13 protein-coding genes are annotated in these 13,791 nt (G+C 67.7%); 7 read left to right on the top strand and 6 right to left on the bottom strand.

The window, feature by feature from the left end:
- Positions 1-6: 6 nt before the first annotated feature.
- Both JOF57_RS13320 and ypfJ read right to left on the bottom strand, forming a co-directional pair.
- Positions 7-1,641 carry a DUF885 domain-containing protein gene (locus JOF57_RS13320; RefSeq protein WP_209923331.1) on the bottom strand — a complete coding sequence of 545 codons (1,635 nt, stop codon included), beginning with the start codon at positions 1,639-1,641 and terminating at the stop codon, positions 7-9.
- Positions 1,634-2,530, bottom strand: a complete 897-nt coding sequence (ypfJ, locus tag JOF57_RS13315) for a KPN_02809 family neutral zinc metallopeptidase (protein ID WP_209917130.1) — start codon at positions 2,528-2,530, stop codon at positions 1,634-1,636. The genes JOF57_RS13320 and ypfJ overlap by 8 nt, the downstream gene beginning before the upstream one ends.
- 74 nt (positions 2,531-2,604) lie before the next feature.
- Between ypfJ and JOF57_RS13310 the strand changes: the two genes are divergently transcribed.
- A complete protein-coding gene (locus JOF57_RS13310; RefSeq protein ID WP_209917128.1) occupies positions 2,605-4,080 on the top strand; it encodes a carboxylesterase/lipase family protein in 1,476 nt (491 codons plus the stop codon).
- A 4-nt stretch (positions 4,081-4,084) separates the two neighbouring features.
- On the opposite strand, the gene JOF57_RS13305 is transcribed toward JOF57_RS13310, so the two are convergent.
- Complete coding sequence (locus JOF57_RS13305; RefSeq protein WP_209917126.1) at positions 4,085-4,588, bottom strand: SRPBCC family protein; 504 nt, start codon at positions 4,586-4,588, stop codon at positions 4,085-4,087.
- A gap of 36 nt (positions 4,589-4,624) precedes the next feature.
- A complete protein-coding gene (locus JOF57_RS13300; RefSeq protein ID WP_209917124.1) occupies positions 4,625-5,554 on the bottom strand; it encodes an oxidoreductase in 930 nt (309 codons plus the stop codon).
- Positions 5,555-5,640: 86 nt separating this feature from the next.
- Here JOF57_RS13300 and aspS point away from each other — a divergent pair, with 86 nt between their 5' ends.
- Both aspS and JOF57_RS13290 read left to right on the top strand, forming a co-directional pair.
- Complete coding sequence (gene aspS / locus JOF57_RS13295; RefSeq protein ID WP_209917121.1) at positions 5,641-7,416, top strand: aspartate--tRNA ligase; 1,776 nt, start codon at positions 5,641-5,643, stop codon at positions 7,414-7,416.
- Positions 7,413-7,874, top strand: a complete 462-nt coding sequence (locus JOF57_RS13290; protein ID WP_209917120.1) for a nitroreductase family deazaflavin-dependent oxidoreductase — start codon at positions 7,413-7,415, stop codon at positions 7,872-7,874. Before aspS ends, JOF57_RS13290 begins: the two co-directional genes overlap by 4 nt.
- An 85-nt stretch (positions 7,875-7,959) precedes the next feature.
- Here the strand turns inward: JOF57_RS13290 and JOF57_RS13285 are convergent, their stop codons facing one another.
- Positions 7,960-9,144 (bottom strand): thiolase family protein, encoded by a 1,185-nt coding sequence (locus tag JOF57_RS13285; RefSeq protein ID WP_209917118.1) that lies wholly within the window; start codon positions 9,142-9,144, stop codon positions 7,960-7,962.
- A 96-nt stretch (positions 9,145-9,240) separates the two neighbouring features.
- Here JOF57_RS13285 and JOF57_RS13280 point away from each other — a divergent pair, with 96 nt between their 5' ends.
- Genes JOF57_RS13280 through JOF57_RS13270 form a run of 3 tightly spaced genes read left to right on the top strand, consistent with a single transcriptional unit; the run spans position 9,241 to position 11,996 of the window.
- Positions 9,241-9,714: a winged helix-turn-helix transcriptional regulator gene (locus JOF57_RS13280; RefSeq protein WP_209917116.1), complete on the top strand. Its 474-nt coding sequence runs from the start codon at positions 9,241-9,243 to the stop codon at positions 9,712-9,714.
- A complete protein-coding gene (locus tag JOF57_RS31350; RefSeq protein WP_209917114.1) occupies positions 9,711-11,066 on the top strand; it encodes a DUF4253 domain-containing protein in 1,356 nt (451 codons plus the stop codon). Before JOF57_RS13280 ends, JOF57_RS31350 begins: the two co-directional genes overlap by 4 nt.
- An 18-nt stretch (positions 11,067-11,084) precedes the next feature.
- Positions 11,085-11,996 carry a DUF389 domain-containing protein gene (locus tag JOF57_RS13270; RefSeq protein WP_209917112.1) on the top strand — a complete coding sequence of 304 codons (912 nt, stop codon included), beginning with the start codon at positions 11,085-11,087 and terminating at the stop codon, positions 11,994-11,996.
- A 13-nt stretch (positions 11,997-12,009) separates the two neighbouring features.
- On the opposite strand, the gene JOF57_RS13265 is transcribed toward JOF57_RS13270, so the two are convergent.
- Complete coding sequence (locus JOF57_RS13265) at positions 12,010-12,729, bottom strand: GAP family protein (RefSeq protein ID WP_234938135.1); 720 nt, start codon at positions 12,727-12,729, stop codon at positions 12,010-12,012.
- A gap of 211 nt (positions 12,730-12,940) precedes the next feature.
- Between JOF57_RS13265 and JOF57_RS13260 the strand changes: the two genes are divergently transcribed.
- Positions 12,941-13,774 (top strand): DUF3097 domain-containing protein, encoded by an 834-nt coding sequence (locus tag JOF57_RS13260; RefSeq protein ID WP_209917110.1) that lies wholly within the window; start codon positions 12,941-12,943, stop codon positions 13,772-13,774.
- The last annotated feature ends 17 nt before the right edge of the window (positions 13,775-13,791 follow it).

Below are 13,791 nucleotides of genomic sequence, written 5' to 3'. Positions count from 1 at the left end.
TGCCGATCAGTCGGCTGACAATGCCGATCTGAGCACATCGAGTGGCAGCCCGCCCAGATCGAGTGCACGGCTGTGGAACTCCCGTAATGACGAGCCACGGCGCAGGGACTCGTCACGGAGCTCGTGCCAGATCCGTTGGCCGATGGCGTACGACGGCGCCTGGCCCGGCCAGCCCAGATAGCGATCCAGCTCGAAGCGCAGGTTCTCCTCGGCCATGGCCGAATGCGAGGTCAGGAAGTTCCACGCCCGCTCGGCATCCCAGACGTCCCCGTCGGGTGCGGTCAGGCCGCAGTGCACGCCGATGTCGATCACCACACGGGCCGCGCGGAACCGTTGTGCATCAAGCATTCCCATGCGGTCGCCGGCATCGTCGAGCCAGCCCAGCTCGGCCATCAACCGTTCGGCGTACAGGGCCCAGCCCTCGCCGTGGCCAGATACCCAGCAGCCCAGCCGGCGCCACCGGTTGAGCTGGTCGGACAGGGCCACCGCGCGACCGATCTGCAGATGATGGCCGGGAACACCTTCGTGGAACACCGTGGTGGTTTCCTGCCAGGTGTGGAACCGTTCGACGCCCGGCGGAACCGACCACCACATGCGTCCCGGGCGGGACCAGTCCTCGGACGGCCCGGTGTAGTAGATGCCGCCGGTCTGGGTCGGCGCGATCCGGCACTGCAGGGTGCGAAGTGGCCCGTCGATATCGAAGTGGGTGCCGGCCAGCGCGTCCACCGCGCGATCGGAAAGGTCCTGCATCCAGGCCTGCAGCGCACCGGTGCCGGTGATGAGGTACCGCGGTTCGTCGTCCAGCCGACGCAGAGTCTCGGCCACGGTGGCACCCGGATAAAGCTGCTGGGCGATCGATTCCTGTTCGGTCACAACGGCATCGAGGAGCCCTAGACCCCAGTCGTAGGCCTCGTCGAGGTCGACGGCACTGCCCAGGAACAACCGCGACATCAGGCGGTAGGCGTCGCGCCCACAGGCGTCGGACCGGCGGGCAGCCGGGGCGATATCCTCACGCAACACGTCGCCCAACTGGCGGTAGGCGTCGGCCGCGGCTTCGGTGCGCTGCTGTAACTCCGCCCGGAGTCGTCGGTTCCCCGGTACGGCGCCGGAAGCCATCTCGGCGAACAACTGGGCGATCTGCCGGGCCTGCGTGACGCCGCGGGTCACCTGACGCAGCGCCGGCGGGTGGGTGCTGTGGGTGGCCTCGCGCAGTGCGCGCGCATAGCCCGCGGCGCGTTGGGGCACCTTCGCCAATCGCGCGGCGATCAGTGCCCAATCGTCCTCGGTGTCGGTGGGCATCAGGTCGAATACATCGCGCATGGATTGCAGTGGTGAGGCGATGACGTTGATCTCACCCAGATCCAGGCCGGCATCGTGCACGTCGACGGCTGCGCCGAGGCGTTCGCGCAGCGCGGCCACGGTGACCACGTCGACCTCGTCGGCGGGCGCGAGCCCGTCGAGCTCCCGCAAGGTCGCGCGGGCGGCTTCGGCGCGGGCGGTCACTCCCTGCGGGGAGTAGTCGGTCACGTCATCGTCGTGGCCGGTGATGCCTAGTTCTGTTGCCGCGCACGGATCCAGCCGGGCATAGGTCTCGAGGTAGCGCTCGGCTACCGCGTCGACCGCAGTGGCGGCCCTAGCCAAGGGCATTTGTGGCGAAGGTGTCGCACTTGTTCGGATCGCCGGTCTGGTAACCGATGGTGAACCACTTCTGCCGCTGCTCAGAGGATCCGTGGGTCCAGGCTTCCGGGTTGACCCGGCCGGTGGCCTGCTTCTGGATGCGGTCGTCGCCGACCGAGGATGCCGCCGACAGGGCGTCGGCGATGTCCTTGTCGCTCAGCGGTTCCAGGAACGTCACGTCAGTGCCCTCCTGCCGGGTGATCGACGCGTAATGCGCCCAGACACCGGCGAAGCAGTCGGCCTGCAGTTCGGTGCGGACTCCGCCGCCGGTTGCACCTTCGGGGTCGCGCTGGGCCCGGCCGAGAACACCGAGCAGGTTCTGCACATGGTGGCCGAACTCATGGGCGACGACGTACTCCTGCGCGAGCGGGCCGCCGCTGGAACCGAACCGGTCGACGAGCACCTGGAAGAAGTCGGTGTCGAAGTACGCCGTCTTGTCCACCGGGCAGTAGAACGGCCCGACGTCGCTGGTGGCCGGACCGCACCCGGTCTGGACCTGTCCCTTGAACAACCGGACCTGGGGACGGCTATATCCCTTGAGCAGCTGCTGCCACACGCCGTCGACCGAGTTGCCGGTGGCGACCACCCGGCATTCGACCTTGTCGTTGGCGTCGGCGCCGGTCTTGCACTGGCTCAGGTCGAAACCCTCACCCCCGGCGCCGCTGGTGTCGATTTGCTGCTGCTGTTGCTGCGGCATGACCGTGCCGGGGTCGACGCCCAGGAACATCGCGAGCACAACGATCAACAGACCGCCGAGACCTCCGCCGATCGCGATGCCACGGCCGGGGCCGCGGCCACCACCGGAACTGGAAGTGGTGCTCGTATCGATCTGCATACCCTCGTTGAAGGTCATCGCGTCACTCCATCGCATTCGCCGGTACGTGCGTGCTCAACAGCCCGTTCAGCTTGCCACACTAAGATTCAGGCGTGTCCGTCGTTGCGGAACATTCGACCATCGCCCACACCTCGCTGGGGCGGCTACGCGGTGTCCCCGAAGGCGGGGTCAGCGTGTGGCGCGGTGTGGAGTACGCGCAGCAGCCCATCGGCGCGTTGCGCTTCCTGTCGCCGCAGCCTGTGGTGCCCTGGGCCGGGGTGCGCGACGCCGTCGAGCACGGCCCGTTGCCGCCGCAAGGCCGTTCATTCGTCGGGGGAGGCCGCGATGACCCCAAGGTGCGTGACGAGGCGTGCCTGACCGTCACCGTCTGGTCTCCCGATACCGGCGGGGCGTTGCCGGTGATGGTGTGGATCCCCGGCGGTGCCTTCGTCTACGGTGCCGGCCAGTTGCAGCTCTACAACGGTTCCCGACTGGCCGCCAACGGCAACGTGGTGGTCGTCAACGTCACCTATCGGCTCGGCGTGTTCGGCGGTTTCGAACTCGGTGACCTCGGTGAGGGATTCGACGACAACCTGTGCCTGCGGGACCAGATCGCCGCCCTGGAGTGGGTGCGCGACAACATAGCCGCCTTCGGCGGTGATCCCGAACAGGTGACAGTGTTCGGTGAATCGGCCGGTGCCACATCGGTGTTGGCCCTGCTCGCCAGCCCGGCGGCAGAAGGGCTGTTCGCCAGGGCGATCGCGCAGAGCCCGGCGTTGCCGCTGATCGCCGACCGCGAAGCACGGGCCCGCCAAGCGCGCCGCTTCATGCAACTGCTCGGTGTCGGGGCCGACCAACTCAAAGTGCTGCCGCAGCGCCAATTACGGCGTGCCGCCGGTCAACTGCAACTGGAAAGCGCGCAGCAGACACCGACATTGGCCTACGGGTTGACCCATGGCGTCGAGCTGCTGCCGTCGCACCCGATTGAGGCCGCGCGCGCGGGTGCGGTGTCAGCGGTACCGCTGATCATCGGCACCAACAGCCACGAGGCGTCGATGTTCGCCTGGGGGAAACCTCCGATGCTGCCGACCACCTCGGACGGCGTCGACGACTATCTCCGACGCCACGACCTGAGCGCCAGGGAACAAGTACTCGCCGCCTATCCCGGATTTCCGCGTCGCCGCGCGCGCATCGCCTTCGGTTCGGACGTTATGTTCGGCGCACCGACGTGGGCGTTCGCCGATGCCTACAGCGCACATGCGCCGACACATGCGTACCGGTTCGATCACACCACCTGGACGCTCAAGGTGCTGGGCCTGGGTGCCACCCACGGCAGCGAGATCGTGCACATCCAGCACAGTTATGCGTCGTATCTGGGGCGCAAACTGCACCCGCTGGGCCGCCGGGTGCAGCCGTCGGTGGGACGGCGGATGCAACGCACCTGGCTCGATTTCGCCCGGTCCGAGGTCGCCGACTGGCCCTGTTACGACGTGGACCAGCGGCTGACCCGGGTGATCCGGTCCACGCGTGACGAGACCGTCGCCGATCCCGATGCGGTCCGGCGGGCGGTGTGGGAGACGCTGGGTTAGCGCCCTACTTGCCGTACCGCTCGTTGCTATAGCGGCGGAGATTGTGCAGGAACCGCTGGAACATCCACGCCATCACCGGCTGACCCAACGTCATCCCGAGACGGCCCGACAGACCGCTGGGCTGCAGCGCCATCACCCAGGTCAGGTGGCAACCCTCGGGGGTCTCCACCACGCGATAGTCCTCGGCGAACGCCGAGATCGCATTCGAGGTACTGGTGTTGAAGCGGAAAGCCATGTGGGTGAAGGGTTCCCAGGCCAGGAATTCCTCATCGCCGGTGATGTGCCCGCGCATCGTGACGGTGCGGGTGGTTCCCACGCCGCGGGGCTCGGGGCTGGTCCATTCCACCTTGGTGATGACTGTCGCCCAATGTGGCCAGGAGGTCTCGTCGGCGAGTACCTCGAACAGCTGCTCGGGCGTGATCGCCAGGTCGACGGTGCTGACGAAGCGGAACGGGGCACGGTCGATGAAATCCAACTCGACGCGTTCACACTCATAGGTCCGGGCCATGGCTAGACACCCTAGGTGAGAGTGTCTAGTGGTGGGTCAGCCCGGCCCGTCGCCGGCCGCCGCCAACAGGGGGATCACCACGTCGCTGATCGGGGTGAGCAGCCCGTGTGCGGCAGCCTTGCGGGCGATGACCCCGTTGCGGACATCCCACTCCAGCGGCCGGCCGGCCTGATGATCGGTCAGCATCGAGGTGGTGAGGTCCTCGGGTGCCGACGCCAGCATCGTGACGATCTCGTCGGCGACCTGATCGTCGAGCGTGGCTCCGTCGGCCCGGGCCACGGCCAGACACTCGGTCAGATAGCGTCGCGCCAGCGCGGCCACGTCGTCACGGCGGAACATCCCCGCGCGCCGGTCGGCCAGCACCATGAACCCGACCACAGCGTTGACCAGCAGTTTGCGCCACGCCGCGCTGCGGAAATCGGGATCCCGCTCGACAGCGATCGCGGAGCCGTTCACCGCCTCGGCGATGGCCGCTGCCGCCGGGGTGTCCGGCAGCACCAGTCGCGCTTCGCTGCGCATCCGCACCCAACCGCCGGGCTGCGTCTCCGCCGAGATCCACACCGCCGCGGGCACGACGTGGGCTTCGTCGGTCCGCAAGCTGACACCGCTCACCCGCTGGACCTGTTCGACGCCGTTCTGCAGCGCGCACACCACGGTGTTCTCATCGCACAGCCGGTCCAGCCACGGCGCCGCCTGGGCGTTCTGCGTGTCCTTGACCGCGAGAAACACCACGTCAAGCGGTCCATCGACGGTGGCCGGATCGGTGTGCACCGGCCCGGGCACCCGGATGGGCGGCCCGTCGTCGGGCCGGAGTTCGATGCCGTCGCGCGGGGTACGTCCGCACAGCAGGACCGGCCGTCCGGCAGCATGCAACAGTGCCGCGATGGTCGATCCGATGGCGCCCGGACCGATGACGGCGACGGGGGAGTTCGGTGCTGCCGGTTCTTCGCGCGAGCGCTCATCCACCTCGCAAAGTTACCGCCGCGGGTCGAGTCTCTAGACTGGTCAGTCGTCACCACCAGTCTTTCTCGACTCAACACTCAGGAGTTTTCGTGCTGCGCAGTCATGCCGCCGGTTCGTTGCGGGCCACCGATGCCGGTCAGACGGTGACACTGGCGGGTTGGGTCGCACGTCGCCGTGACCACGGCGGCGTCATCTTCATCGATCTGCGGGATGCCTCGGGTGTGTCTCAGGTGGTGTTCCGCGAAGGTGACGTGCTCGCCGCCGCCCACCGGTTGCGCGCCGAATTCTGCATCGCCGTCACCGGCACGGTCGAGGTACGTCCCGAAGGCAACGAGAACGCCGAGATCCCGACCGGACAGATCGAGGTCAACACGACGTCGCTCACGGTGCTGGGGGAGAGTGCCCCGCTGCCGTTCCAGCTCGACGAGACCGCAGGCGAGGAAGCCCGGCTCAAGTACCGGTACCTGGATCTGCGCCGCGAGGGCCCCGGTAACGCAATCCGGTTGCGCTCCAAGGTGAATGCCGCCGCCCGCAATGTGCTGGCCGACCACGACTTCGTCGAGATCGAGACCCCGACGTTGACCCGCTCGACCCCGGAGGGCGCCCGCGACTTCCTGGTGCCTGCGCGTCTGCAGCCCGGCTCGTTCTACGCGCTGCCGCAGAGCCCGCAGCTGTTCAAACAGCTGCTCATGGTGGCGGGCATGGAGCGCTACTACCAGATCGCGCGGTGCTACCGCGACGAGGATTTCCGTGCCGACCGCCAGCCGGAGTTCACCCAGCTGGACATGGAGCTCAGCTTCGTCGACGCCGACGACGTGATGGCGATCGCCGAGCAGGTGCTGAAGGCGGTCTGGTCGACGATCGGATACGAGCTGCCGCTGCCGCTGCCGCGGATCAGCTACGCCGACGCGATGCGCCGGTTCGGCTCGGACAAGCCCGATCTGCGGTTCGGCGTCGAACTGATCGAATGCACCGAGTACTTCAAGGACACCCCGTTCCGGGTGTTCCAGGCGCCGTACGTGGGCGCCGTCGTCATGCCCGGCGGGGCATCGCAGCCGCGCCGCACCCTCGACGGCTGGCAGGAGTTCGCCAAGCAGCGTGGGCACAAGGGGCTGGCCTATGTGCTGGTGGCCGAGGACGGCACGCTCGGCGGACCGGTGGCCAAGAACCTCACCGACGCCGAGCGCGATGGCCTGGCCGCCCATGTCGGCGCCAAGCCCGGTGACTGCGTGTTCTTCGCGGCCGGCCCGGTCAAGTCGGCGCGTTCGCTGCTGGGCGCCACCCGCATCGAGATCGCCAAGCGTCTCGATCTGATCGACCCGGCCGCCTGGGCGTTCACCTGGGTCGTGGACTTCCCGATGTTCGAACCCGCCTCCGAAGCGGTGGATTCCGGCGATGTCGCAGTCGGTTCGGGTGCCTGGACGGCCGTGCACCACGCCTTCACCGCGCCGAAGCCCGAATCGGAGGGCATCTTCGACACCGATCCCGGCAACGCGCTGTCCGATGCCTACGACATCGTCTGCAACGGCAACGAGATCGGCGGCGGCTCGATCCGTATCCACCGGCGCGACATCCAGGAGCGGGTGTTCGCGATGATGGGAATCGACCATGCCGAGGCCCAGGACAAGTTCGGATTCCTGTTGGACGCCTTCGCCTTTGGTGCACCGCCACATGGCGGCCTCGCGTTCGGCTGGGACCGTATCACCGCGTTGCTGGCCGGGGTGGATTCGATCCGCGAGGTGATCGCGTTCCCCAAGTCCGGCGGCGGCGTCGACCCGCTGACCGATGCGCCGGCACCGATCACCGCGCAGCAGCGCAAGGAATCGGGAATAGACGCCAAGCCCGAGGAGCTCAAGAAGGCATGAGCGATATCGATCCTGACTTCGACAAGAGTCAACTGGTGGCCGACGTAGCGGCTCTCGACGGGTTCAACCGCAACGTGGTCGAGGAGTTCCGCGCCAACGGCGGCAAGGTAGGCGGGCCGTTCGAAGGTGCCACCCTGCTGTTGCTGCACACGACCGGTGCCAAGTCTGGCAAGCCGCGGCTCTCGCCGCTGGCCTATCTGAGCGTGGACGGCAGGATGCTCATCGTGGGCTCGTACGCGGGCGCACCCAAGGACCCGGCGTGGGTGCACAACCTGCGGGCGGATCCGAAGGTGCGTATCGAGGTGGGCACCGACGCCTATGACGCGACGGCCCGGGAACTGCCCGATGCCGAGCGAGATGCCGCCTACCCCAAGATCACTGCAGTCGCCCCGGTGTTCGCCCAATACCAGGCCAACACCACCCGGGCTATTCCGCTGTTCGAAATCGTCCGCGCCTAGTCGCACTTGTCACGCGCCCATTGTCACGCTGGAGTGGCACAGGAATTCGAGTGCCACTCCAGCGTGACAATGCCGTAGGTCGGGGTTACAGCCGCTCGATGATGGTGGCGTTGGCCATGCCGCCGCCCTCACACATCGTCTGCAGGCCGTACCGTCCGCCGCGCTGTTCGAGGGCATTGACCAGGGTGGTCATGATGCGTGCGCCGCTGGCGCCGAGCGGGTGCCCGATCGCGATCGCTCCACCGTTGACGTTCGTGCGCGCCAGGTCCGCGCCGGTATCGGCGGCCCAGGCCAGCACCACCGGCGCGAATGCCTCGTTGACCTCGAACAGGTCGATGTCCGCCAGCGTCAAACCTGCACGCGCCAAGACCTTTTCGGTAGCCGGGATGACACCGGTCAGCATGTACAGCGGGTCCGATCCCACGACGGTGGTGGTATGAATACGCGCGACCGGGTTCAGGCCGAGCCTGCGCGCCGTCGCCCCGCTGGTGATCATCACCGCCGCACTGCCGTCGGACAGCGGTGACGAGTTACCCGGGGTGATCTCCCAGTTGATCTGGGGGAAACGTGCGCCATAGGCCTCGTTGTAGAACGCCGGCTGCAGCCCGGACAGGGTGTCCACGGTGGTTCCGGGTCGGATGATCTCGTCGGTGCTCAGCCCGGCGATGGGCGCGAGTTCGGCCTCGAACAGCCCGTCCTTGGTGGCCCGGGCGGCCTTTTCGTGGCTGCCCGCGGAGAACTCGTCGAGCTGGGCGCGGGAGAATCCCCATTTCGCAGCGATCAACTCGGCGCTGATCCCTTGCGGCACAAGGCCGTCGGAGTAGCGCTCGGCAAAGGCCACGCCGAACGGGTCGCTGCCCGGCAATACCGAGCTGCCCATCGGCACCCGGGACATGGACTCCACGCCCGCGGCGATGACGATGTCGTAGGCGCCGGCCAGTACGCCCTGGGCGGCGAAGCTGATCGCCTGCTGGCTGCTGCCGCACTGGCGGTCGACGGTGGTCCCGGGAACGGTCTCCGGGAAGCCCGCGCCCAGCAACGCGTTACGGGCGATGTTGACGGCCTGGTCGCCGACCGCTGTGACGGCCCCGGCAATGACGTCGTCGACCAGGGCCGGGTCGACGCCGGTGCGGGCGGTCAGCTCCCGCAGGCTGTGTGCCAGCAGGTCCGCCGGCAGGACGCCGTGCAGCGCCCCGTTGGCCTTGCCTTTGCCGATCGGGGTCCGGACCGCTCCGACGATGACTGCGTCCCGGTCTGCATATCCGGTCATCTTGGCCTCCTGATGCTCCGCGCTGAGTATTGTGATGGCTACCCAGATATAGCACCTGGGTATAGTGAGAACAACTCAGGGATGGGGTTTGATTCCGTGGGAATGCTGCAGGGCAAGCTGGCCGACCGCGACAGTTGGTCGGCGGTGGGGCACTGTCCGATCGAGAGAACCATGGCATTCGCCGGCACCAAGTCGGCGATGTTGATCATGCGCGAGGCCTTCTACGGCACCACCCGGTTCGACGACTTCGCCCGTCGGGTCGGGATCACCAAGGCGGCGACCTCGGCACGCCTGTCCGACCTCGTGGCCGCCGGCCTGCTGGCGAAGCGGCCCTATCGCGAGCCCGGTCAGCGGGAACGCGACGAGTACGTGCTCACCGAATCGGGAACCGACTTCATGCCGGTGGTGTGGGCGATGTTCGAGTGGGGTCGCAAACATCTCGGCGACACCGGGCTGCGGCTCGCGCACGACGGGTGCGGTGCCGTGGCCGGAGTCGAAATCCGTTGCGATGAAGGGCACTACGTTCCGGCCGACGAACTCGTCGTCCGCTTCGAACGTCCGACGTCGTGAGCCGCGCCGCCCACGCGCTGACGATCCTGGCCGAACATGGCCAATGGCGTATCGAGCCCGGACTTACCGAGGCCGAACTGAACGCCCTCGAATCACGGTTTTCGCTGTGGCTCAACGATGATCACCGTGACTTTCTGTCGGCAGGGTTACCGGTGGGGCCCGGCTGGCCGGACTGGCGCAACGCCGACGAGGTGACGCTACGGGCGCACATCGGTCGGCCGGTGCGTGAATTACTGCAGGCGGTGCGCGCGGGTGGGCTGTGGCATCCCGCCTGGGGCGATCGCCCCGCCGGCGATGCGGCGCTGAAGCTGGCCGGTGCGAAACTCGCCGAAGAACCCAGGGTGGTACCGGTTTACGGGTTGGCATTTCTGAAGCAGGGGCCGGGCGACCCCACGGTGTGGGCGATCCAGGACGGTGGCGGGGGAGTCACCGTGACCGCCGTCGCCGCAGACCTGACCGGGTTGGCCCAATTGCTGACCGGACGGCCCGTGACGTCCCCCGCATTTGCCGGTGACCCGCCGTACCTTCCCGCACCGGCAGCAGCGCCGGCGGCTCCGGCACTGGACGCGCCACCTTTCGCGCCCGATCCGATCCTGGCACCGCCTGCGGCCGTTGCCCCGCCGCGCGATCCGGCCGCCGTCCTCGCCGGGGCCGGGGTAGTGCTTGGCGAACTGCAACGCCACGACGATGTGCTGGCCCACCGGGCGCCGATGTGGTCGGTACCGGTGTCGCCGGGTGTTCCTGCCACCGAGGCGTGGCTCGCCGTCCGGGCACAGTTTTCGGTGACCGGGCTGTGGCCGGTACTGCTCACGGACAGGACGTGGCAACGGATCGGGGGTGACGGTATAGCCGACGAAACACCGGTGTGGGCAACCGAACTCGACGGCGCCCGTTGGCTGGAACGCGAGTTCGACAAACGCACGTCGGAGTACGACATCCCGCGCTATCCGTCCGGGTTCGACGTCGACGACCCGGGGGACTGGCGGCAATCGTTCACCGACTTCGACTCTCGCGGCAAGTACTCACGGCTGGCTCTGATTCCCACTCCCGCCGATTGGCTGGTTCCCGGACTGCTGCAATGGTCGGGCGCGATCAATTCGGACGTCTGCGGCGCTGAACATGCGGCCATCCTGCGGCGCTGGTCCGCCCATTACCGGACCGAGCTGTTGGCGCTCGACGACGAGTTTCTGGTGCTGGTGGCCGATCAGCCGCCGCGCACCCAGCAGGCGGCGCTCACCGCGGCCCTGGAGGCCTATCTGTACTGCGACGACTCGGTCAACACCCAGGCCGGCTCACTCGATGCGCTGGCGCGCGATCTGACGCGTCCGCTGTGGGTCTTCTGGTGGGATTGAGAACGCTACTCTCGGCCCGTGCTGCACTTACGCGTCATCGCGCCGACCGATCTGCGACAGCCGATCCTGAACGTCCTCGACCGGGAACCCGGCGTCACGAATGTCGTGGTGCACGCCGGGGATGCGAGGGATCCGGCCGGTGACGAGATCACGGCCATCCTGGTCCGGGAGGCAGCCAACGATGTGGTGGAGCGGCTGAAATCCCTTGATGTGCCCCACCTGGGGGCCATCACCCTGGAGCCACTCGACACCGTCCTGTCTTCGTCGGCTTTTCATGCCGAGGACGCCACCGAGGGAGACGGTGCCGATGCGGTGATCTGGGACGAGCTGGTGTCGCGTACCCGTGAAGAGTCCAGCCTCAACGCGACGTACCTGATGTTCCTGTGCATCGCGTGCCTGCTCGCCGCGATCGGCGTCATCAACGATTCCGCGGTCACCGTGGTCGGCGCCATGGTCGTCGGACCCGAATTCGGGCCGCTGGCCGCCCTCGCAGTCGCGCTGGTGCAACGGCGGATGTCGTTGGCCCGCCGGGCGGGCGCGGCGCTGTTGATCGGCTTCCCCGTCGCGATGGCCGTCACCGCCCTCGCCACCTTGGGTTTCGAAGCCCTGGGATGGGTGTCGTTGACCAGCTTCCGCGAACTCCAGCAGGTGGATTTCATCTTCCAGGTGGGCCCCTTCTCGTTGGTGGTGGCGCTGCTTGCCGGCGCAGCCGGGATGTTGTCGCTCGTGTCGGCGAAATCCGCGGCACTCGTGGGTGTCTTCATCTCGGTGACGACGGTTCCCGCGGCCGGATTCGCGGTAGTCGCCGCGACGGTCGGCGAATGGGACATCGCGGCCCGGTCGGTACTGCAGTTGGGCGTGAACCTGGTGGGCATCACGTTGGCGGGCGTCCTGATGCTCGCGATCTATCGCAGGTTCGCGACCCGCTGACGCGACCGCGTCGTCACAGGTGGCTGATGCCGGTGGCCAGGAAGTACCCGCCCACCGCGCCGGCGATCACGGCGACCACGAGCCGATGGTGGGTTCCCATCCACTCGTAGATCCGTTCAACGCCGGACCTGGTGGCCGCCGGAGCGACCCAGAAACTGATGAGCGGAATGATGGCCGCCAGGAAACCCACCAGATTGAACACGACCATCGCGGCCATCTGCTCGGCGACCGCGGTGCCCGATGTCAGGGCGGCAGCCATCGCGGCCAGGTAGTACGGAGTGGGAAAACCGTTGATCAGGCCCAGCAGTCCGGCCGCCCACGGCGCCTCGCCGCGCAACGCGGCCTGCATCCCGGCCGGCAGATTCGACAGGCCCGGCACCGAGTCCGCGGTGGGTTCAGCCGGCACCGTTCGGCGCGCCCGCACTCGATTGACCAGGCGTTCGAGCGCCCCCGTGAGGGACAGGACGGCGATAGTCAGCGCCACCACCCCGATGCCGATCTCCAGGCCCGGCGGCATGGTGCGACCGCCGTCACCGGTGACGTTCTTGAACACCGACACCACCGCAACGCCGACCGCGACGTTCGCGATGAAGGCGAGCAGAAAGAAGGGGAGCAGCAACCGCACCGGCCGGGACCTCGACAGCATGAAGGCGACAACCCCGATCCGCAGGGGATCGACTGCCGCCACGACGGCCATCACCAGCACGGTGCTCCACATCGTGGGCGGCCACATCCCTTCGCCTCGGTTACCTCACCGCTGAATTCAACCAGCGTCGGGCGAATCCGGCCGAATCTTGGCGGCGTGATCGTGCGTACAGCGTGCCGGAGACGTTACGGTTCGTCCGCACCGTGATCGACGAGGTCACCGGCGGCTGAGTTAACAGCACGATCACGATGGCATGTCGCGACCCCGCTGCCGCCGCAGGCGTTTCTAGGATCGCCGCGTGACTGATCGCTACGGTTCCGACATCCTGTCCCGAAACCCGCACACCCCGAAGCTGACTCGATCGAAAGACCAGCCCGCGGAGAAGGGCCTGGTCGTCGAGGACGCCCAGAGTGGTTTCGTGGGTGCGGTGGTACGGATCGAGGGCGGCCGGGTCGAACTAGAAGACCGCCGGGGCAAGGTCCGGGCTTTCCCGATGGGCCCGGGATTCCTGATCGACGGCAAGCCGGTCAGCCTGAGCGTGCCCAAACGTTCGGCGGCGCCGGCACGTACCGCGTCCGGCTCCGTTGCGGTACCGAACGCCAAGGCCCGCGTGGCGCTGGCCAGCCGGATCTACGTCGAGGGCCGTCACGACGCCGAGTTGGTCGAACAGGTCTGGGGCGCCGACCTGCGGATCGAAGGTGTCGTCGTCGAGTATCTGGGCGGCGTCGATGATCTGGCCGACATCGTGGCGGAATTCGCGCCCGAACCGGGTCGTCGGCTCGGCGTGCTGGTCGATCATCTGGTCACCGGGTCCAAGGAGGCGCGTATCGCCGAGGCGGTGCGCAGGGGCCCCGGCGGTGAGCACACCCTCGTGGTCGGTCACCCGTTCGTCGACATCTGGCAGTCGGTCAAACCGGCCCGGCTCGGAATCAAGGCCTGGCCGACGATCCCGCGCACCGTGGAGTGGAAGCACGGCATCTGTGACGCGCTGGGCTGGCCGCATCAGGAGCAGGCCGACATTGCCCGGGCGTGGCAACGGATCCGCGGGCGGGTGCGGGACTGGAACGACCTGGAGCCCGCGCTGATCGGCCGGGTCGAGGAACTCATCGATTTCGTGACCGCACCTGCGTAGGCCGTCGTGTCGGCGTG

The sequence above is a fragment of the Mycolicibacterium lutetiense genome, from assembly GCF_017876775.1.
In the GTDB taxonomy this organism is placed as follows: Bacteria; Actinomycetota; Actinomycetes; order Mycobacteriales; family Mycobacteriaceae; genus Mycobacterium; species Mycobacterium lutetiense.
Note: the sequence above shows the minus strand (reverse complement) of the source record. Positions and strands in the feature narration are given on the sequence as shown.